The organism is Microcoleus sp., assembly GCF_041354475.1.
Lineage (GTDB): Bacteria > Cyanobacteriota > Cyanobacteriia > Cyanobacteriales > Microcoleaceae > Microcoleus.
Genome location: NZ_JBGJZU010000011.1, coordinates 18521 through 40250, shown reverse-complemented (window position 1 = coordinate 40250; position 21730 = coordinate 18521). Strand labels below are relative to the sequence as shown.

The following is a 21730-nucleotide window of genomic DNA, read 5'->3' as shown; positions in this document are numbered from 1 at the left end:
TTAACTAATAACTGTCTCTACACCCTCAATATATTGCTTTAAAAGACTCCGAATTTGTTTAAGTCCAAATTTCTTAGCCAGTTGGCGCACGCGATTAACCAGCGATATTAACTTCGGCTCTAAACTTTCGAGCTTAACCGCCTCATCAAAAATTCCTTCGATGTCACCCATAGCTGCTAATTTTAACATTCTCGCGACAGACTCAGCAACGGGAGGTAATAAAGTAGAGTAAGTTGGCAACTCAGATTTGGGTGATACACTTGCGGTTTTTCGCTGTTTGCTTTCCACAAAGTCCTCATAAATCCATTCTAGTCCCAAATGTAACCCCAACTGTTCTAAAAAGTGATGTGCTTCGATGGGCTTGGGCATAAAATAATCGCAGCCAGCTAGTAGACTTTCTTGTTGCGTCTTCTCAAAAGCACTAGCTGACAGGGCAATTAAGACTACATCTTTTAATTCAGGTAACTGACGCACTCGTCGCGCAGTTTCCAAGCCGTCCATGACAGGCATCAGCAAATCCATTAAAATGACATTTGGTTTAAATTCCACTGCTTTGCGGAGGCATTCTTGACCGTTTTCTGCTTCAGCAATTTCAAACCCCAAACGGGAAAGCAGCTTGGATAACATAGATCGATTTAATTGATTGTCATCCACGATTAGCACTTTCCGCTTGTCGCCCACAAAGCCCACCAGCCAACGTTGTTCCTGCAAACTCGCCACTTCTAAGTAGCGTTTTGGTGCGGTCAATTCTAAGTCTATCCAAAAAATGCTGCCTTGACCTAAAGTGCTTTTGACTTGAATTTCGCTACCCATTAGTTTGGCTAATTTTCTGCTAATTGAAAGTCCCAGACCTGTACCTTCAACAAATCTATCAGCACCTACTTGATGGAATGGCAAAAATATTTCTTCTAACTTACTTGAGTCTATTCCCGTGCCAGTATCTTCGATTTGAAAACGAATTTGGAGAGCGTGTTTATCGGCAATTATTTTTTTGCAGAAGCGCAGATAATTCTGTTTCAGTTCCGAACTCAAAGTCGAGAGTTCCGTATTTTCTGCTTGTCCTCGCCTCCAGGCTTCTGTGCCGACATACCCGACTTTGAAAGTGACTCTACCACTGTTAGTAAATTTCACGGCATTTCCCAGCAAGTTTATGAGAATTTGACGCAATCTTTTTTCATCAAAATAGACTGATTGAGGCAGGGGAGATACTTGTTCGTAACTAAAATCAATATCTTTTTGGGAGGCTCGCATTTGAAACAGGTCGGAAATGTTTTTAAGAAAGTTAGTAAGATTTAACTCTGTGGGGTAGAGTTCCATTTTCTTCGCTTCGATTTTGGAAAGGTCTAAAACATCTTCGATCAGCATTAGTAGATGTTTGCCACACTGCTGAATGTTGTTGAGGCTTTCTTGATGATCTCGGCTTAAAGTTTTATCTGTTTTGAGGATTTGAGCGTAACCTAAAACGCCGTTTAAGGGTGTGCGGAGTTCATGGCTCATGTTGGCGAGAAATTCGCTTTTGGCGCGATTGGCTGTTTCTGCGACTAATGCGGCTTTTTGGAGGGCGGCTTCTGCTTGTTTGCGATCGGCTATTTCGGTTTGTGCTTGTTGAAATAGTGTGGATTGCTGAATGGCGATGGCTAATTGCACGCACAATTGTCTGAGGGATTCTATGTCTGAGGATTCCCAAGAACGTGGTCCGTTGCAATCGTAGGCGATCAGCAGTCCCCAGAGTGGATTTTCGGTGGTAGTTGGAGGGTAGGAAATATTTTGTCCTGCTTTTAAAATGGGGACTATTAATTTAGCTGTGACTTGAAATTGATTTAGAAAATTGATGTAGGGTTCGCTCAAATTTTCTTGATGGATGTTTTCTATAGCTCGCACCCAACCTTGTTGGTAAAGCTCAACAAAATTTTCTGCAAAGCAGGGGTATGGAATGTTTAGATCCCTTAGTGGCGTGCGGTTTTGGGCAAGGGACTCGACCACTACCAGACCGCTCCAGTCTGGATTGAAGCGGTAAATAACTGTGCGGTCTGTTTGTAATAATTGTCGCACTTGTTCGACGGCTGTGGTGAGTATTTCTTCTAAATTTAGGGAGGAACGAATGCGATCGAGCATCGCGACTACCAGCCGTTCTCGTCTTAATTGTTGTACCAATGCCTTTTCGGCTTGTTTGCGTTCGGTGATGTCGGTAATTACTCCTACTAACCCGATTAAATTTCCTGTTTCATCTTTAATACTATCGGCTCGAAATAGAGTTGGTACCAGCTCGTTGTTGTTAGTTTTGATTTTGATTTCGCCTTTCCAAGGTTTGCCTTGGCGCAGGATTTTAAATATTTTTAATAATACTTGAGTTTTCGGGTAAATAACTATTGCTCCACCGGCTTTATTTAGTTCTGCTACTGTGTAACCGTACCGCTGAATAAAGGCTTGGTTGTGATAGATCGATCGCCCTTTGAGGTCAGCAATGACGATCGCATCGCTGGTACTTTCGACGGCTTGAGTAACGCGGAGTAGGTCTAATTCTGCTTGTTTGCGATCGCTAATATCAGTAATAGTACCCACATAGCCTTTAATTTCGCCACCATCTCCGATTTCCGCTACTGCTTGACCGATAACCCAACTGACAGCACCGTCTGGACGCAAAAAGCGATATTCTGATTTAAAAGGAACTCGATCGATTACAGCCTGATACCATTCAGTGTTCACTCGCTCCACGTCATCTGGATGTATGGCATTCAACCAGCCTGTGTCTGCTGCTAATTCCGCGTCCACACCCGTGATTTCACTCCATCGTTGATTCACATAAAGGAAATTTCCCAAAGTGTCCGTATGAAATATACAAACTGGCGATGCTTCTGCTAAAGTTTGGTAGCGGAGCTGGCTGGCTCGCAGGGCTGATTCGGCTTGTTTTCTGTTAGTAATATCGCGAACTATGGAAATTATCTCGCCACCTGCCAACATGGTCAGTGATACTTCTTGAGGGAAAGTAGTACCGTCTAGGCGCTGGCCAGTAGCTTCTATATGGCAATATCCTTTTTCTTGAATTGCGGGCATTATTTGGGTGTCAAACTGTTGATATTCCGAGGATGTATAGAGCATCTTCCAGTTTTTTCCCAACAAGTCAGATTGTCGAGAAAATCCATACATTTTCAGATAAGCGTGATTTGAATAAATATATTCTTCATGAGAATTGAGGATGGCGATACCGTCATAAGCAGCGGCTATTGCTACTGCTTGCCGCTGGAGTGTGGACTCTACTTGTTTGCGTGAGGTGATGTCGCGACCAACTGCATAAATTAAACCTTCTTGGCTAAATGGTGAGGCAGTCCAGAGCAACCATTTGTAAGAACCATCTTTGCAGAGATAGCGATTTTCAAAGTAAAAAGTGGGAATACCAGCCATTAATTTTTTGACTTCAGCGGCACTGGATTCTCGATCGTCTGGATGAACAAAATCCAGGACTGGCTGGGCGAGAAGTTCAGCAATACTGTAGCCTAGGGCTGTTGACCAGGCTGGGTTTAAGCGTTTGAAATAACCGTCAAAATCCAGAATACAAAGCAAGTCTAAGGAGATGGTAAAGAAGCGATCGCGCTCTGCTTGGGCCTGTTTCAATTCAGTAATATCAATCACTAAACCGTCCCAGATCATCTCTGATTTCCTCTCGGATTTTGAATGATTATTCAGTATTTCCGGTCTCGAACATCCTTGGAGCCACTTAACTTTCCCTGATGGCAAAATGTGCCGCCACTGTTGCTGCCATGGCTGCATAGTGGCAGCGGAAATGGCAATGGATTCTTCTACCTTTGAGATGTCTTCTGCATGAATTCTGGTGAAAATTAATTCGGCATTTTCCTGTATTACTTCTGGCTCTAGTTCATAGAGTTCGCGACAACCACAAGATACATAAGGAAAAGATTTTTTCCCCTGGGATGAGAGTTTAAATTGATAAATGGCTCCGGGTAGGTTGGCAACAAGTCTTTGAAATCTAGCTTCGCTTTTTTCTAGGGCTATTTGTTGAAGTCTGTGTTCAGTGATATCTCGAATTGTACCTACTAATATTTTACTGCCATCTGTTTTTTTGAAGACTGTTTTTTTTGTAGAAACAATGTGTTTCTTTCCAGTGACATCGGTAAAATTTTCTTCGGTTTCGTTAGGAATGTCAGTATGCAATACTTCTTCATCTTTTTTCCAAAAAAACTCAGCTTCAGCTTGGGGGAAAAAGTCATAATCGGATTTACCGATAAGTTCTTGTCGTGGTTTGCCAATCAACTCACAAAAAGCATCGTTTAAAATCATCCAGCGATGTTGCTCGTCTTTGACAAAAATTGGATCGGGAATGACATTGATAGTGTGGTTTAAAAATTGCTCGGATGCTTTTAGTTGGGATTCGTATCGGTAGCGATCGCTCACGTCCAAGACTACTTTAATCATCCGATCGATCGACCCATCCCGACGACGAATACAGCGGAGAGAAACTCGCGTGTAAACTATTTCCCCGTCTTTTCGTACCCACCTTTTATCGGAGATATACCCGTCTATCGTACCTGCTAAAACTTGAGATAATTGTTCAATGTTATTGCTATAGTCATCTGGATGAGTCAAGTCCAACCAGTTTTTTTCTATGAGTTCGTCACGCTCATAGCCTAGCAAATTGCACAAAGCATCGTTAGTTTCGATCCAGTTAAAGTTTTCAGAAATGGCTGGTTGAATAATTGGAGCAACGATGGCAATTCCAATCAGAGAATTTTCAACTACAGAACGATATTTTTCTTCGCTTTTTCGCAAAGCATCTTGACTGTTTTGGCGCTCGATGGCGTAGCGGAGCGATCGCATTAAAAGTTCGCCATCTATTTTTCTTTTTACTAAATAATCCTGTACGCCCACGGAGATTAACCGCAGTGCAAGTTCCTGGTCATTTTGACCTGTCAGCACCACAATTGGCACACTGACACCATGCTGTTGTATGCTAGTTACTGTCTCAATGCCCCGACTGTCTGGCAGTGAAAGGTCTAATAAAATTATGTCAAATTTTTCTTGATTCAAATGGAGTATTGCTTCACTGAGGCGCTCTACTTTTGTGAGCGATATCTGCTGTGCATCGCTATCGCTCATTCCTGACAGCAAATCTTCAATCAATTCTGCTTCATAAGCATTGTCTTCCACCAACAACACTTTAAAGCAGGTAGGAGGTAAAGATAAGTCAAAAACTGCTTTCATAATAGTTAGTTATTAATCTAAAGATTATTGGTAAACCTAACTTGGATTGCACCTTTGTTGAGGAAGGTATTTACTAAATTGTAGCTACACATACATTACTATTAGAATGGCAGTGCAATGTCAGGCTATAAAAAATCTTGAAGCCAGACAATTATATCATAAACTAACCGTGATGTCAACGCACTTTTTTTTCCTAACTTGTTACTTTAGTAACTGACCAAAAAGTTGTTTTTTTATTTAATCCAAATAATAAAAATCACAAATTAACACTATTTTCATTGAGAGTAAAGTAAAAAGTTGAACCTTGACCTGGTTCCGAATTTACCCAAATACGTCCCCCATGAAGTTCCACAATTTTTTGACAAATTGCCAAGCCAATACCTGTACCAGAATATTCTTTTTGAGTGTGCAATCGCTGGAAAATTTGAAATATGCGTTCTTGATGCTGCCGTGCAATCCCAATGCCATTATCTGCCACAGAAAATAGCCAATGATCGTGCTGTTTGCAAACACTGATGGAAATAGCAGGCGGTTCATTTTTGCGATATTTAATGGCATTGCCGACTAAATTTTGGAATAATTGCACGAGTTGGGAAATCTCGCCATTAACTACGGGTAATTCACCATAGGAAACTACAGCTTGGGTATCACGAATCACCCCTTGTAAATTAGCGAGAGCTTGCTCTAATACCTGATTGCAATTAGTAGGTTTAAAAGGCTTCTGACTGCGACCGACTCGCGAGTATTCCAGCAAATCATCAATTAAAGCTTGCATTCTCGTGCAGCCTTGAACAATATTCCCAATAAACTTATTAGCTTGACTATCTAGTTGTTCTTGGTAGCGTTTTTCTAAAAGCTGAGCGTAACTAGCTATAGTAGCCAAAGGCGCTTGCAAATCATGAGAGGCCACATAAGCAAATTGTTCTAGTTCGGCATTAGAACGAGCCAATTCTTGATTGGATTTCAAGAGAGCAGATTCGACGCGCTGGCGATTCCCTATCTCTTTTTGGAGCAACAAATTTTGTTCTTGCAGGGTTTTTTCAACAGCACAGCGAGTGCTGATTTCTTGTTGCAAAATTTGATTTTTTTCGTGGAGAACTTCTTCGACGGCTAAGCGGCTGCTGATTTCTTCTTGAAGAAGTACGTTTTGTTCTTTTAGCTGTTTTTGCAAATTCCGCAGGGTGAGATGACTTTCGATGCGTACCAACACTTCTTCAAACTGAAATGGCTTGCTGATGTAGTCTACGCCCCCTACGGCAAAGGCATTTACTTTGTCAAATACTTCATCTTTGGCGCTGATAAAAATTACCGGAATATCGCGAGTTATAGCATCATTTTTGAGATGTTGACATACTTCGTAGCCATTCATTTCCGGCATCATGATATCGAGCAAAATCAAATCCGGCGGATTAGAATTGCAGGCTCTCAGAGCCATTTGCCCGTTAATGACGCAGCGCGGCACATAACCCCGCTGACTTAACATTGTAGACAAAAGACGCAGATTTTCTGGCGTGTCATCTACTACTAAAATGTTGCCTAGTGAGGTTTTTTGTTCGTTATTATTCATGAGATTTTTTTGTTTCAGATTTAACTAAAGATAGTTGTGGATATTTAATTTTAAATTAACTGATGGGAAATTTTGTTAGCTTTTCATTATAATAGACTACCTTCCCCTATTTGACGCTTTTTTTCTAACATTGCTTCTAATTTTTGAAATATCTCTATATCTTTAGGTCTGATTTCTAAGGCGATGGAGTACAATACTGTGGCTGCGTCAAGCCGATGGCTCTCGGCAAAATTTTGCGCTACTTCACAGTAAAATTCCAGAGGATATAGTGGCTGCTTTCCATGATGATAGTAGCTAGTTACTATGTCTGAATTTACCGGAGTTCTTTTTGTTAAAGCTTCGCCTAACTTTGTGTAAAGATTAGGGAGATTTTGGTCTAGTTGCAGCGCACCCAGGTAGGCGAAAACAGCATCGTTCCAGTTGTGGATTTCCCTCAAAGCATCACCTAAATTGTAATGAGACCAAGAAATATTTGGATTGAGTTGAATGGCGCGCTGGTAAGCGGTAGCTGCTGCTTTCCACTGTTGGGTTTTTAACAGGAGTTCTCCTAAATTATGGTAAGTCCAAGAGAATTCTGGATTGAGGGCGATCGCCCGCTGATAGGCAACTATTGCGTCGGGAAAATTTTCCATTTTAACTAAAGTCAAAGCTAAGTTATATTGAGACCAGAATAATTCTGAATTAAGAGCGAGGGCTGCTGTGTATGCAGCCACGGCTTCCGACCATTTTTCTAGTTTAAAAAGAGCATCTCCCCATTTGTGAAATGCTATAAAAGAGTTGTGATATAATTCAGTAGCGCGCTGATAAGCGGTTGCGGATTCTGACCATTTTTCTAATTTGTCGCAGGCTTCACCGATGCTGTAGTAACCCGATGAACAATCGGGGTCAATTTCAACACTGGTGCGGTAGGCAATGACAGCTTCTTGCCATTTTTCTAATTTGAAAAGAACGTTGCCTAAGTTATAATAATACGAAAAAGAGTTGGGATTCAAATCAATACTTTCCCGGTAGGCTGTGACCGCTTCATGCAACAGTCCCTTTGCTTGCAAAGCATTTCCTAATTTATAATAAATCTCGGAAATTTCTGGTAATATTTTGATAGCTTGGCGGTAGTTAGCAATAGCTTCATCCCACTGTTGTAGCTGGGTAGCAGCGTCTGCTAATTTATAATAAGCTTCGCAACAACTGGGGTTTAAAATAAGAGTACGTTGGTAACAAATTATTGCTAATTCTGGCTTGTTTTGTGCGGATAAAGTATTGCCTAAATCGAGGTATTCTTCTGGTATTTCTACAGGTGTCAGCATGAGTGCTTGATACCAACAATGGGCGGCTTCCTCAGCTTTGCCAACTTGGGTAAATACGCGGCTTAAATTACGGTAAAATCCTGCAAAGTCTGGTTGTAGGGAGATGGCTGTTTGGTAACAGGCGATCGCCTCTTGCCATTGCTCCAAGGTAGCACAGAGAGTGCCGAGGTTGGCAAAAGCTTCGGCAAAATCGGGTTTGAGGGCGATCGCAACTTTGTACCAATACCTTGCGTCTTCTAGTTTACCCTGAGCTTGCAGCGCCTTCCCTAGGGTTTTGCAAGTCTCGGCGGAATTGGGATCGGATGCCAAAATTTGTTGACAAAGTGCGATCGCTTCGTCTAATTTCCCTAAAGCCAAATATATTTCTGCTTGTTGTTGAAAATCGAGGGCTACTATTTCTGAATTCACTTTTTGCATTCCTGTGGAGTAATAATTACCTGTCAAAGTATATGTTACAACTTACCTAAGTTAAAATTCAACCAAGTACATCTACTGACCGACAAAAGGCGATCGAAGTCTGCAACATTAATATAAACTAAATAATAATACATTAACAGGGAGATAAATAATGTCAAAGGCCAAGGGGACACCGGAAGTAAGCGTAATTATACCTGCATATAATGGCGATCGCTACATCGTGCAAGCTGTAGAAAGCGTCCTGAACCAAACCTATACAAACTGGGAAATTATCGTCATCGACGACGGTTCTCAAGATGAGACCCATCAAGTGTTACAGCCTTATTTTGACAGAATTCGCTACATTTATCAAGAAAACCAAGGAGTAGCGGCCGCCCGCAATAGAGGAATAAAAGAAGCCACAGGTAACTTAATTGCTTTTTTAGATCAAGATGACTTTTTTTTGCCAAATAAGTTAGCAGCACAGGTAGCACTATTTACCGCATCACCTTCCTTGGGGATTGTCCATAGCGGGTGGCACTTAGTTAACGAGCAAGGAGAGATAATTTCCGATATTAAACCTTGGCAATATTTCCCCAAATTAGACCTAGAAACATGGATAGTACAGATGCCCGTACTTCCCAGCGCCATGATGTTTTCACGCAAATGGTTAGAAATTGCAGGGGGATTTAATTCAGAGTTTGATTCCGTAGATGACGCCGATTTAGTCATCCGTTTAGCTGTCTTAGGCTGCGAAGCTGCTTGGCTACCCCAGGTGACAGTCGGTTATCGCCAGCATGACAAAAATGTGTCAATAAAAAAAGCTCTCCAACAAGCAAATCTGTTTATTAAATTAAAACATAATTTCTTCAATAAACCAGATTTGCCACAGCCCATCCGCGATTTAAAAAATCCTGCTTTCTACGAAGCATTGACATGGATGGCATGGCAATTGTACTATAGCGGCTATCCCGTGGCCGCAGTTGAGTATTACCAAAAATCTTTGGCCTATACTCCTTACTCTGCTACAAAAACCGTAATAGATTGGATAAATCGTCTAGCTTCTATTTCTAAAGCTTATGGATTTAGCCTCGATCTGCAATCTCTAAGAAACTTATCAGAATGGAAACAGTTAATGTCTAGCATACTACCAAAAAAAACAGTACGAGTCAGCGTCATTATCCCAGCATATAACTGCGATCGCTACATTGTCAGAGCCGTAGAAAGTGCCATAAACCAAACTTACCAAGACTGGGAAATCATTGTGGTGGATGATGGATCTACCGACAATATTCGCCAAGTGTTAGAGCCTTACTACGATTCAATTCAGTACATATATCAAGCAAATCAAGGAGCAGCAATAGCTCGAAATCGAGCCTGCGAACTAGCCAAAGGCGAATTTTTAGCATTTCTAGATGGAGACGACTTTTTTCTGCCAGAAAAGCTGGAGAAACAAATTGCTTGTTTTGAGGCAGACCCCTCTTTAGATATGGTACAAAATGGCTGGCTAATAGTCGATAAAAATGGCAAAGACCTCTATCCAGTTATGCCTTGGGAAGAATCGCCCAAATTAGATTTAGAAACCATAGTTTTGTACAAATTTGTCCGTCCCAGCGCCATAATGTTGCGGCGAGAATGGTGGGAACGCTTAGGGGGGTTTGACTCTCGCTTTCCGCCAACGGAAGATTTAGATTTTGTCTTACGTTTAGCGTTAAAAGGTTGCAAGTCAGTTTGGCTAAAAGAGATATTAACCTGCTATCGTCAGCACGAGACTAATCTCATGTCCGGTGGATTTAAAGTAATGAAAAATATGGAAATGGTGATGGAGCAATTTTTCGCTAGGCTAGACTTACCTCAGCACATTCGCGAATTGAAACGGGCGGAACGCTACAAGTGCTTAGTATGGATTGCGTGGCGAATGTATCGCGATGGATATTTAGCAGAGATGGTTGAGTGTTTGGAAAAATCTCTTCATTACACTCCTTATACTGGTAGTGAAACTGTTTTTAAATGGTTGGAAACTTTTAGGGTTTCTGCCCAAAGTAATGGCGATGCCTTTGATTCCTATGCCTTAACTAATTTAAAAGAATGGCAAGATATCGTAGTGCTGGCTGTTAATAATACTTATCAATTTTCCCCGGCATCTAATTCAATTTACGAACCGCAAAAAGCGCGGATACTAATGTATGCAGAAGACCACGGAGTCGGAGGTTTAGCTCAGTTTAATCACTCTCTCATGTGTAAATTGGCGGCGGAAGGCTACCAAGTTGTTAGCGTGCAAAGTAAAACTGACAACCCTTTAATTGCTGAACAAAAACAGCTAGGTATAGAACATATTTGGCTAGAGTTTGACACGATGAAAGAGTTTTTGCGGATTGCTTACAATTTAGGAGATGCTAAAAAGATCTATGCCCTAGCTAAACCAGATTTAATTATATTTAGTGACGGCTGGCCCATCGCCAATTTTGCAGCCAAGCAAGTTGCTATTCAACAAAACCTACCGTACATAGTTACTCTGGGTTATGTCGATGGTACTTATGAAACTTTCAATCGTGGCGATCGAATTCCCTATTTTGATGCAGTCTCCTATCAGTACGAATTAGCCAAGGCCGCAGTAGCAGTTTCACAGGAAAACTTAAACTTGTTCAAAAGCCTTTTTAAAACGCCTCTAGAACGAGGAAAAGTTATCTATTACGGCAGACCTAACATTTATTTTGAACCGCCAAATCTTTCAACTTGCCAACGCCTGCGTCAAGAACAAGGAATTCCTGAAGATGCGATCGTTTGTTTCACGGCGGCGAGATTGACTCCCATTAAAGGATTTCAGTATCAATTACAGGCGATCGCCCAACTCAAACAACTTCCAATTTGGCCACAAATTTACTTTGTTTGGGCCGGTCCTGGGTCTACTACTCACGACAACATGGAGCCTGAATTAAGAGCCACTGCGAGCAAATTGGGAGTAGAGCAACAGGTTAAATTTTTAGGACAGCGCTGGGATATTGCTGATTGGCTCGATGCCAGCGATATCTTTATATTATGTTCTGAAGCAGAGGGAATGCCGCTAGCAATTATGGAAGCAATGGCGAAAGGATTACCCGTAATTGCCACAGCAGTCAGTGGTATTCCCGAAGAATTGGGAGACACGGGAAAGTTGCTCCCAGATCCTAAAATAAATCCTGAAGGAACAGTCAAAGAGTTGGTAGAAACGGTGGAAATCTGGGCCGGAAATCCCGAATTGCGACGAGTTGCAGGACAAGGGTGCAAAGCGAGAGCTGAGCAACTATTTAAAGAAGAGCGGATGCTGGGGGAATATGTAGAAGTAATTGAACAGGCCCTGGCACCGGACGCTCAAAACAACAGTCTTTCTATGAGTCCGAAAGTTCAAAAGCAGATACAGGAAGTGGATAAGCTGCTAAAATATTATCATTTAGTTTGGAAAGCTTGGGATGCTTGCGATCGCGGAAATAGGTCGGAGATGGTTAAGCATTTGCAATCTTCTTGGGAGTGTACGCCATTTTTCACCACAGAAACTATCTTGTATTGGGTGAATGTTTTTGGGATTTTGTCTTCAGAGAAGGGTGCTAAACTTGATACTTGCGCTCTAATTAACTCAGGAGAGTGGCAACAATTGATGGAATCAATACAGGGTTTTGAAGTTGTGTCATCTGTTCTTTAAGGTCATCGGCGATTGAAATCGCTGCTACACCTACAAAGCTGAATCGGCGATTGAAATCGCTACTACACATACAAAGTCCGCCTCCGCGGACTAAAAAAAGAACATAAAAGATTATGCAATTTACATTCAAGTTCCCATCTCTTCATAAACTGCTGCCAATTTGTTTGGCTCTTGTCACTGTTTTGTTAATCGTCTACTTGGGACAGCAAAGAGCGATCGCCCAAATGCGATCGAACGTCACAGTAGATTTCGGACTCCCAGCAGCCACAACATCCATGAGTGGCATCCTCCACGGAATCGACACCACCAAGCCCCCAAATAACTCGATTAAACCATTGCAGCCCAAACTTTGGCGGGCTGGGAGACTGGATATTTACGATCGCGTAATCGCCAGCGGAGCCGAGTTTCAACTATTAGTCAGCGACTTGTGGGGCTACGGCAGCAATCCCAAAGGTTGGCCCCATCAAAACTACCCCGCATGGGAAGCATTCATACGGCAATTAGCTCAACAAAATAAAGGCAAAAAAATTATTTGGGATGTCTGGAATGAACCAGATTTAAGAAATCCGTTTTGGAATGGAAGCAGAGAACAATTTTTTGAAACCTACAAAAGAGCTTACAAGATTCTGCGACAAGAATTAGGGCCATCAGCAATGATTGGCGGACCCAGTATTACTAACTACAATAAAGAATATCTCACTGCTTTTTTGGATTATTGCAAAGCGAACAAACTGGAAGTAAATTTCCTAGCTTGGCACGAACTTAATGACACTATGATTTCATTTGTTGACGACCACGTAATTGATGCTAAGCGCAATTTTCAACAAAGTGCCTCTTACAAAGAACTGAAATTGCAAAAGATTTATGTCAACGAGATTATCGGAGACTTAGCTCAGTATCAACCGGGGGAAATTTTAGGTTATTTCTATAACTTGGAATATGCAAAAGCCGACGGTGCTTGCAGAGCTTGTTGGGATACTAAAGGACCAAATAAAGTTAGCAATTGCTTCAACAATACCTTGAGTGGAATGGTGACTCCCAATACTTTTGAGCCGAGAGCAGCTTGGTGGACTTACAAAGCTTATGCTGACGGAGTTAATTCGCGGGTGCTGAGCAAATCGGATAACGATCGCGTTGTCGCTTTAGCCAGCAAGTCAAATCCTGAAGGTAAAGCACAGGTACTTTTGGGTTATTTCGATCGCAATTATTCCTCAGCCACAACCGTCACCTTAAATCTCAAAAATTTACCACAGCTAGGTATTCAAAGCGGTCAAAAAATCCGTCTCAAATTAGAAAAAATTCCCAACAATCAAGAAGGCGCAGTGCAAAAACTGGTTAGTGTCAAAGAAGAAACTTTATCTGTTGTTAAAAATGATTTGACTTATGCAATTCCTAACTTCAATCTACATGAAGCTTATTTATTAACCGTTAGTAAATGATTGAGGGCGGGTACGATATCCCACCGGACAATAAAATTGATTGTTTGTGAATTGATATCAAATCCGGTAGCATCTGAATGATTCAGATCTCTATTCTCTCCCTCTGTGTCCTCTGTGTTCTCTGCGGTTAAATCATTCCTATGCAAAAGTCAACGATATGATTGTTTGTAGAACGGGCATCTTGCCCGTTATTTTATATAGGCAAGATGTCACTTTGAACATATTTATTGAGCGCGGATGTTAGAGTTTAACTGGCATTGCTCAAAGACTGTTGTACCGATTCCAACCATTCTGTGACTGTTTGATTTTCGCTGCTGGGATCGTAGTAACATCCTAATTCTTCCAGAATCAATGTTTCTAAATCTGGTTCTGCGAGCGACATTTTTAGCAGTTGGTTAAGTTCTGCTAATACAGCTTCAATAGTTTCTGGCGATTCGCTATGGAGGTAATTTTCCACTACTTCGCTAGCACTGCTGGCTTCTAGTGGCCAGTCTTGATGAAAGTAAGAACTGAAAAATTGGGTTAATTCAGGAAATCGATCGTTCATAGGGGATAAGCTGTGAGAATAAAGTATCCGGGAGATAATTTGGTGCTGCGCTGGAGGACAATTTTCAGTCTAGATGTGGAACTTGCTTTGGAAACGCGGCGGGTGAGTGTAATGCCAATTATTCTGTGGGTATCATATTCGATTGTATAACGATTGCTTCGTTTTTTTACCCAGGAGTCGATCGCACTTTTCTTTTCTTCCATTGCTTCCGCAATCGCCGATTCAGCCACGGAACGATAGGTAAAGGAAGACGCGGCAGAAATTCTCTTATCCTTGGCTAGTCGCTGTGCTAGTTCCGCTTCTGTTTTACCAACGTGTTTCTCTAAAGTGTGTCCTCCTGCTGCTTCGTGAAAATCTAATCCGCCCCCCGGTATGTTTGGTGCAAAGGCTACGATGGTTTGTCCAGGTATGCTGGAGATATGCTGTGCAGAAACAGGAGTTATCGCCGACTGAAATAGGACAATTATTGAGGCAATACTGCACAGGATACCTAAAAAGTTTTGCCCGCGAGCGAGTTGATTTTTCATTGTATTTCGTTTAATTTTTATTGTTAGTATAGCCTCCCGCAGTATTTCCGAGCAATAGACATCTTCACACAAGCTGGTCTTGAACAGGCAGGATGCCTGTTCTACAGTAATTATGGCCTAGGTCTATTAGTAATTTTTATTTAAATATATTTATTAAAATTAGGAAAATTTAAATTCTTTTTTTATCAATGAGTTTATAAAGATTAGATAAAGTTTAAAAAGTAATATTTATTTAAACTTATTCCGCGAAATAAATGATAAGTTAGTTGATTATCTTTAAAAAATTGAAAAAATGCAAGTAGTTATCCTAGCAGGTGGCCTTGGCACTCGTCTCAGAGAAGAAACAGAATTTCGCCCCAAACCCTTAGTTGATGTGGGCGGGTATCCGATTCTGTGGCACATCATGAAAATATATGCACACTACGGCTTCCATAACTTTCTGGTGTGCTTGGGCTATCGCGGCAACATGATTAAAGAGTATTTCCTCAATTATGAAGCCATGAACAATGACTTTACTATCTGCTTAGGTCGCAAAAATACCATCACGTATCATGAGGAACATCGAGAACAAGATTTTAATGTTACCTTGGCTGAAACTGGGGCGGAAAGTATGACTGGAGGGCGGGTAAAACGGATTGAAAAATATATCGATCGCGATAATTTCATGGTGACATATGGGGATGGAGTTGCTGATGTAAATATTGAAGAACTACTCGCTTTCCACAAAGCTCACGGTAAACTGGCAACTGTGACTACGTTTCGCCCTATTTCTCGTTTTGGAATTTTAGATGTAGATAGTCAAGGGCGCGTACTCCAATTTGCTGAAAAACCACAAATAGATGGCTGGATCAGCATTGGATATATGATATTTAATCGCCGGGTATTTGATTATTTGGGCGGAGATGATTGTATCTTAGAACAGGAGCCAATGCAGCGTTTGGCGGCCGAAGGAGAGTTGATGGCTTATCGCCATGAGGGCTTCTTTTTTGCGATGGATACTTATCGAGAATACAAGTACCTAAATGAACTTTGGGAATGTGGTGAAGCTCCTTGGAAAGTTTGGTAATAGGGAATGGGGAATGGGGAATGGGGAATAGGGCATATTGATAGCTGTATCTCCTCCTCTCCCGGTAACTGATTATTGCTAATTAAACCAGCTCCAAAAAATAGAATACCGAGATTCCCCACTTCTTAAATAAGTCGGAAATCTAACAGTCCGAGCATTTTATGTTAATTAGATGAGATGGATTTTACAGATATTTTAAACTGCACAGAAACCTACCTAAAAAACTGCGTTGCAGCCGATGCTGAAATTATCGACAGCGACTCGGAAGCGCTGAAAAAAGCGCTGGTAGGATTGGAAGATAGATCGCTTTTAGCTTTGCGAGTTCCCCAAAAATGGGGCGGCGCAGATATCGATGCACAAACTTTTTATGAATATCAGGAATTGACAGCGCGATATTCCGGCGCTTTAGGTTTTCTGCAAACTCAGCATCACAGTGCAACTGCCATGCTTGCTAACAGCGACAATGAACTGCTACAAAGTATATGTTTGCCTGCGATCGCCCTGGGAGAGTTGCGATTGGGTGTGGGATTTTCGCATTTAAGGCGATCGGGAAATCCCGCTGTCACTGCTACTGCTGCACAAAATGGCTATTTACTATCAGGTAAAGTTCCTTGGGTAACAGGTTTTGGATTATTTCAAAAATTTATTGTAGCTGCGTTACTTCCTGACGATCGCGCTGTATTCGGATTACTACCCTTTGAAAATATTGCATCAGCATCGAGCCAAATCTCCTGTAGCGAAATCATGCCCTTAATCGCCATGAGTTCCACTAATACTGTAACAGTAACTCTGACTAATTGGTGGTTGGATGAATCCCAAATAATTTCATTTCAACCAAAAGACTGGATTGTCACAAACGACACTAAAAATATCCTAAATTTTGTCCCCGCTACTTTTGGATGTATTCGAGCCGGATTGGATATAATTCAAGCAGCAGGCGAGACTAAAAAAGCATCTTTTATAGTTAGTGCTTATGAAAAATTAGCCCACAAGCTCGATCGACTAAAACAGAATTTCCCACAATCTCAACATAGCTCGAAAGCAGAACAATTAGCCCTGCGAGCCCAAGCAATTGACTTAGCGGTGCGTTGCGGGCACGCGGCGGTAGCAGTTTCCAGCGGTGCCGCTAATAGCCAAAAGCACCCAGCCGGGAGAGTTTATCGAGAAGCTTTGGTGTATACTGTTTCCGGGCAAACTAAGGATGTAATGGCTGCAACGCTCGATCGGATTGTAGGGTGTGTCAGCTAGCAGAATTTTTTCTACAATCATCTGTCAACTGACGCACCCTACACCCTAGGAATATGATTATTTCCGGGGCAGTGGTGAGAATTAGGGAACCACTTACACTTAATGATTCCACCGGATATCTTTTCTAATTTAGCAGGAGTGTGACCTGCACCGAATATATCAAGATTGAGATTGAGGGCTACTTTCGCGGCGTAAGCAATGTATAAAATACAAGGTAGTGATACAGAAAATATTACGATTTTAGCAATTAGATTATTATCCATGAGAGATATTTTGATGCAATTAGTTTCCAAGTGCAATTAGAGATACTCGATTATACACCCAATAGAGCGGAAGGTGTCTAGAGGCCACGAGGACTCACAAAAATGTCTGCATAAACACCCATTTTTTTACATGACAGAGAAATTAAACTCAAATAACCTCAAAACCATCACCTACAGAACAATAGTAGATTTAACTCATAAAATTCACCCAAATATTCCCCTTTGGCCAGGAGATCCACCCCCAGAATTTGAAACAGTGGCTCAAATAGAAACAGAGGGATATTTCCTGCGAAAATTCTCGATGGGCGAACACAGCGGGACTCACATGAATGCACCCAACAGCTTTGATTCAGGACGGGAAAGTATTGATAATTATCCGCCGCAGTCCCTAGTTGTGCCGGCAATTGCGATCGACATCCGCGACCAAAGTCTTGCCAATCCCGACTATACTTTAACAATCGAGGATGTATTAAATTGGGAACAGGAACATGGATTGATAAAACCAGGATGCCTGATTATATTAGATACCGGATGGCAGGAAAAATGGGATAATCAAGCAGCTTTCTTAAATCGAGATGGTGACGGGATTTGCCACTTTCCCGGATTTGGGAAAGCAGTAACTAAATTTTTGCTAACAGAAAGGTTAATAGCAGGAGTTGGTACCGATACTCACGGAGTAGATCCGGGACGAGATGAAAGTTTATCTGTCAATAAACAAGTTTTAGAGCATCAGGGAATCGTTCTGGAAAATTTGGCAAATCTCGACCAGTTACCAGCAGTAGACAGCACTTTAGTTATAGGAATATTGCGACTTGTCGGAGGTTCCGGTTCCCCAGTATCCGTGTTAGCTTTTGTGCCTTGATGGTGTAAAATTAGATTGATAGAATTCCTGTAAAAAAATCAGATTAATGATTGAACTACCAAAGGACCTCAACGAGGCGATCGCCCAATCCCGCACAGCCACTTCTGCCGCTCTCTCAGACGGCAAAACTCTACTGCAAGTCGAATTAGTATTCCCAGAAATCGCCCTCCAAGCACAGTCCATCGCCGCACAATTCGTCCCAGAATTTGAAGAAATGTACTCCGGTGTCAAAGTCTTATTTCCCGATACCGGTGCAGCCGCCCTCGCCCGTCGCGACTGGGGACAAACAGAATTTAAAGTCACAGACTTGGGCAGCAGCCGCACCCCGGTTGAAGATAAAATAGAACCGGAAGACCAACTATTTCTGCTGGTGAATCCCGCAGCGGTAGAAGTTCCTCAAGTCGAAAAATTGTACATAGCTGCGGGCGATCGCCCAGTAATTATACTCAACCCCCGGCTGGAAGACGTTGCCACCATAGGTATAGGCTATGCAGGACGCCAACTGCGCGATCGATTCTTGAACAAAATAGAATCCTGCTACTACATCAGATCTCTAGAAAGTGCAGTCCTATTCCGCTGTTACCCCCAATCCTGGCAAGTTTGGCTCTCAAAAAACGACGACTACGAACTAATTTCCGAAACCGCCCAAAAACCAGTCGGAGACGATTTAGATCGGATTTTAGCTAAAGCCTTGGGAATAGCAGATCCAGATAGCACCGCCCCCACCAAACCGTTAAAAAAGACAGGCTTCATGGCAGACTTACAGAGATTTCTCAAAGCTTTGACTCAGTAACAATGGGTAGTCATAAACAGGGCTTGGGAGAGAATAGTCAATGACAAATTTAGTTTTCTGAATTTGCAAAACCTAACAAGTTTAACAGTAATAACTATCAAATCCGGTAGCATCGTCCTGTATTAATCTCTCTCTTCTCTTCCTTCGCGTACTTTGCGCCTTCGCGGTTAAATCACCAGACGATACAACCGGAATTGATATTATTCAGAATTCTATTCTCGGACTCTGCTTCCTCTGTGTTCTAGGTCCGGTTAAATCACCTGACAATGCAACCGGAAACCCAATTTAAATTGGTCATAAATCAGAATCCTTTCGAGCCAAACCTTGAATACTAACTTGCAAAATCGACAAACCCAAAATCAGCAAAAACAACACCAGCCCGATCGTACAAGCATAACCGATTTCCAAATCTTTAAAAGCCCGTTCATAAAGATAATAAACAACAGTCTTAGAATTATTACGAGGCCCGCCTTGAGTCATAATATAAACTTCTTCAAAAACCTTAGTAGCAGAAATAGCCGAAATTACCGCCACCAAAACTAGATAAGGCTTCATCAACGGCACTGTAATATCCCAATGCTTCCTCCAACCATCAGAACCATCAATAGCAGCCGCCTCGTAAAGTTCCGCCGGAATAGCTTGCAACCCAGCCAAATAAATTACCATATAGTAACCCAAGCCTTTCCAGATAGTAACTGTCATGACACTAAAGATTGCCAACTTCGGATTAGCCAGCCAAGAAACAGCAGGCAAACCGACCATTTGCCCCAACTGATTCAGCAGTCCATTTTCAGCAAACAGCCACTTCCAAGCAATCCCAGCGACAACCATGGAAATCACCGCAGGCGTGTAATATGCTGCTCTAAACCAGTTCATCCCCCGGAGTTTCTGATTGCACAAAATCGCCATTCCCAGTGGTAAAACAACCAATATAGGCACAACCCAGGTGAGATATAGGAGGGTGTTGCCCATAGTTTGCCAAAAAATGCGATCGCCCGCCAACCTCTGAAAATTCTTCAACCCTACCCACTGTGGCGCTTGAGTTAAGTCATACTCATAACTGGTAAAACTCAAATAAAAAGCCTGCAACGCTGGCCACAAAACAGTCAAACTCAACACAAATAAAGCGGGAAACAAAAATAAATAAGGTATTAGGTTGCGTCGGAAAAAAGTCAAAAACATAATGGGAATGGGGCATCGGGAATGGGGCATCGGGAATGGGGCATCGGGAATGGGGCATCGGAAATACTCGTTCCCATTTAATTTCTTGTCCCCCCCTTGTTAAGGGGGGTTAGGGGGGATCTAGCCTTCAATACAAACAATGGTTATTTAACTCCAGAAAACAAACCTTTCCAATCACCAGGAGCATTGCCATTTTCCCCCTCTTTCACCTCAAAAGTAACATTACAAGCTTCTGGGAAATCCAAAGCTTCCACGCACAATTGGGCAATATCTTCCCGACTAACTTTACCCTTAATATTGTCACCCTGGTCAAAGATTAAAGCTTTACCCCCCGGCTCTTCCGTCAAAGCACAAGGTCTAATCACAGTATAAGGTATCCCGCTCGATCGCACAGAATCCTCCCCCTTCAACTTCCAAGTCAAAATTCCCCCCAACATATCATTCATTCTCACAGCAGGTGGCTCTTCCTCCAAATTAATTCCGGGGCGGCCTGGGCGCGTAACACCAGCAGAACTCACCATCACAAATCTGGGCAATTCTTGTTGAGAATAAGCTTTAACAGATTCTAATTGCAGTTGAAAACCACCCGGTGTAAATTTCGGGTTCAGCGCGCCATCATACTCAAACTTACTCAGCATTAACTGAAAAGAATAAATAGTCTGAGTATTTAACCTAGAGCCATCTTTCACAGTCTTAGCGCGGAAGACAGGAATCAGTTTTTCAAAGGGAATTGTCACAGTAATCCAGATATTGTAAACCGTATCAAAAGAATAGCAATAGCCAATGCCATCCCATTTCGCTTCGCTGCGAACAATCAGTTTATAGCGCTTACCATCACCTTTCACTCGCAATTGAATGCCACTAAATCCTGTTAAATCAAGAGCACTTTCAAAATTCCGAGTCCGCACCGAAGCAAACCCGCCAGAATTGGCAGTAGAAACATTGCCTGTGAATAAAGCTGTATTATCTATCAGTCGGATCGAACTTTCGCTGACTCCACCCATCACAATATCATCAAGTGCGCCCCAAGTTTCTTTCAAATCTTCAGTGGGTTTTGTGAAGTCAAAAATAGTTTTTTCTCCGGCTTTAATTAGCTGACTGCGAACAGCTTGCACTAAATTATTCACGCCTTTGTACTCGACTATTTCGGGAACATCTACCACTTCTGGCATATAAAATTTGATGCCTTGATAGTATTTTTCACGGTTTGGGGTGTCTCCTTCTACCGGTTGAACACGAGTGCCAGTACAGCAGATAACGGCTTCTACACCCTCAGTTACTAGCGGTGTTAAGGTTTCCGCTAGGGTGATATCTCCCTCGACTAATTCGACATTTTTACCCAGAATTTCTTGAGCTTTTTTGCTATCTCTCACCAGGGCGCGCACTCTGATTCCCTGCTGTTGCAGCCGCTTCACCACACGTTTACCAACACCACCAGTAGCACCGGCTACCAGTACCAGCTTGGGTTGGTCTTTTTTAGTGTTCCCACTGCTGCCAAATAGTTGTTGCAGCCAGCTAATGCTGCCGATGAAGGGAATGACACCGAAATAAGCCAAGGTTTTGACAAATCTGCCGGCATCCCATTGGGCGGTATTTTTTTCAGTCACAGTCGCTTCCTCAGAATTTGCTCAAATCTACTT

The 21730-nt window shown here is 42.1% G+C and carries 13 protein-coding genes; 6 read left to right on the top strand and 7 right to left on the bottom strand.

Features of this window, described 5'->3' with window-relative positions:
* From ACBR23_RS06480 to ACBR23_RS06470, 3 genes are all read right to left on the bottom strand, one after another.
* A complete protein-coding gene (locus tag ACBR23_RS06480) occupies positions 1-5217 on the bottom strand; it encodes a PAS domain S-box protein (RefSeq protein ID WP_371119182.1) in 5217 nt (1738 codons plus the stop codon).
* 256 nt (positions 5218-5473) lie between these two features.
* Positions 5474-6784: an ATP-binding protein gene (locus tag ACBR23_RS06475; protein ID WP_371119181.1), complete on the bottom strand. Its 1311-nt coding sequence runs from the start codon at positions 6782-6784 to the stop codon at positions 5474-5476.
* An 86-nt stretch (positions 6785-6870) separates the two neighbouring features.
* Entirely contained in the window at positions 6871-8496 is a 1626-nt protein-coding gene (locus ACBR23_RS06470; protein WP_371119180.1) for a tetratricopeptide repeat protein, read from the bottom strand.
* A gap of 160 nt (positions 8497-8656) precedes the next feature.
* On the opposite strand from ACBR23_RS06470, the gene ACBR23_RS06465 reads away from it, so the two are divergent.
* Both ACBR23_RS06465 and ACBR23_RS06460 read left to right on the top strand, forming a co-directional pair.
* The gene (locus tag ACBR23_RS06465) at positions 8657-12163 is read left to right on the top strand and encodes a glycosyltransferase (protein WP_371119179.1); all 3507 of its coding nucleotides are present in this window, start codon (positions 8657-8659) and stop codon (positions 12161-12163) included.
* A 113-nt stretch (positions 12164-12276) separates the two neighbouring features.
* Positions 12277-13602 carry a beta-xylosidase gene (locus ACBR23_RS06460; RefSeq protein ID WP_371119178.1) on the top strand — a complete coding sequence of 442 codons (1326 nt, stop codon included), beginning with the start codon at positions 12277-12279 and terminating at the stop codon, positions 13600-13602.
* A gap of 247 nt (positions 13603-13849) precedes the next feature.
* Here the strand turns inward: ACBR23_RS06460 and ACBR23_RS06455 are convergent, their stop codons facing one another.
* Positions 13850-14149 carry a contact-dependent growth inhibition system immunity protein gene (locus tag ACBR23_RS06455; protein ID WP_371119177.1) on the bottom strand — a complete coding sequence of 100 codons (300 nt, stop codon included), beginning with the start codon at positions 14147-14149 and terminating at the stop codon, positions 13850-13852.
* Positions 14146-14676, bottom strand: a complete 531-nt coding sequence (locus ACBR23_RS06450; RefSeq protein ID WP_371119176.1) for an RNase A-like domain-containing protein — start codon at positions 14674-14676, stop codon at positions 14146-14148. The genes ACBR23_RS06455 and ACBR23_RS06450 overlap by 4 nt, the downstream gene beginning before the upstream one ends.
* A gap of 292 nt (positions 14677-14968) precedes the next feature.
* On the opposite strand from ACBR23_RS06450, the gene rfbF reads away from it, so the two are divergent.
* From rfbF to ACBR23_RS06430, 4 genes are all read left to right on the top strand, one after another.
* Positions 14969-15742: a glucose-1-phosphate cytidylyltransferase gene (rfbF, locus tag ACBR23_RS06445; RefSeq protein WP_371119175.1), complete on the top strand. Its 774-nt coding sequence runs from the start codon at positions 14969-14971 to the stop codon at positions 15740-15742.
* 177 nt (positions 15743-15919) lie between these two features.
* Positions 15920-16990 carry an acyl-CoA dehydrogenase gene (locus tag ACBR23_RS06440; protein WP_371119174.1) on the top strand — a complete coding sequence of 357 codons (1071 nt, stop codon included), beginning with the start codon at positions 15920-15922 and terminating at the stop codon, positions 16988-16990.
* A 393-nt stretch (positions 16991-17383) separates the two neighbouring features.
* Complete coding sequence (locus ACBR23_RS06435; RefSeq protein ID WP_371115004.1) at positions 17384-18115, top strand: cyclase family protein; 732 nt, start codon at positions 17384-17386, stop codon at positions 18113-18115.
* Between the two features lie 46 nt (positions 18116-18161).
* Positions 18162-18908, top strand: a complete 747-nt coding sequence (locus ACBR23_RS06430) for a DUF1995 family protein (RefSeq protein ID WP_371119173.1) — start codon at positions 18162-18164, stop codon at positions 18906-18908.
* A gap of 294 nt (positions 18909-19202) precedes the next feature.
* Here the strand turns inward: ACBR23_RS06430 and ACBR23_RS06425 are convergent, their stop codons facing one another.
* Entirely contained in the window at positions 19203-20090 is an 888-nt protein-coding gene (locus ACBR23_RS06425; protein ID WP_371115002.1) for a carbohydrate ABC transporter permease, read from the bottom strand.
* A gap of 143 nt (positions 20091-20233) precedes the next feature.
* The gene (locus ACBR23_RS06420; protein WP_371115001.1) at positions 20234-21697 is read right to left on the bottom strand and encodes a CIA30 family protein; all 1464 of its coding nucleotides are present in this window, start codon (positions 21695-21697) and stop codon (positions 20234-20236) included.
* Positions 21698-21730 lie beyond the last annotated feature (33 nt).

Coding starts and splice junctions, on each gene's coding strand:
- ACBR23_RS06480 (WP_371119182.1), bottom strand. CDS start 5,217: ATGAAAGCAGTTTTTGACTTATCTTTACCTCCTACCTGCTTTAAAGTG.
- ACBR23_RS06475 (WP_371119181.1), bottom strand. CDS start 6,784: ATGAATAATAACGAACAAAAAACCTCACTAGGCAACATTTTAGTAGTA.
- ACBR23_RS06465 (WP_371119179.1), top strand. CDS start 8,657: ATGTCAAAGGCCAAGGGGACACCGGAAGTAAGCGTAATTATACCTGCA.
- ACBR23_RS06460 (WP_371119178.1), top strand. CDS start 12,277: ATGCAATTTACATTCAAGTTCCCATCTCTTCATAAACTGCTGCCAATT.
- ACBR23_RS06455 (WP_371119177.1), bottom strand. CDS start 14,149: ATGAACGATCGATTTCCTGAATTAACCCAATTTTTCAGTTCTTACTTT.
- ACBR23_RS06450 (WP_371119176.1), bottom strand. CDS start 14,676: ATGAAAAATCAACTCGCTCGCGGGCAAAACTTTTTAGGTATCCTGTGC.
- rfbF (WP_371119175.1), top strand. CDS start 14,969: ATGCAAGTAGTTATCCTAGCAGGTGGCCTTGGCACTCGTCTCAGAGAA.
- ACBR23_RS06440 (WP_371119174.1), top strand. CDS start 15,920: ATGGATTTTACAGATATTTTAAACTGCACAGAAACCTACCTAAAAAAC.
- ACBR23_RS06435 (WP_371115004.1), top strand. CDS start 17,384: ATGACAGAGAAATTAAACTCAAATAACCTCAAAACCATCACCTACAGA.
- ACBR23_RS06430 (WP_371119173.1), top strand. CDS start 18,162: ATGATTGAACTACCAAAGGACCTCAACGAGGCGATCGCCCAATCCCGC.
- ACBR23_RS06425 (WP_371115002.1), bottom strand. CDS start 20,090: ATGTTTTTGACTTTTTTCCGACGCAACCTAATACCTTATTTATTTTTG.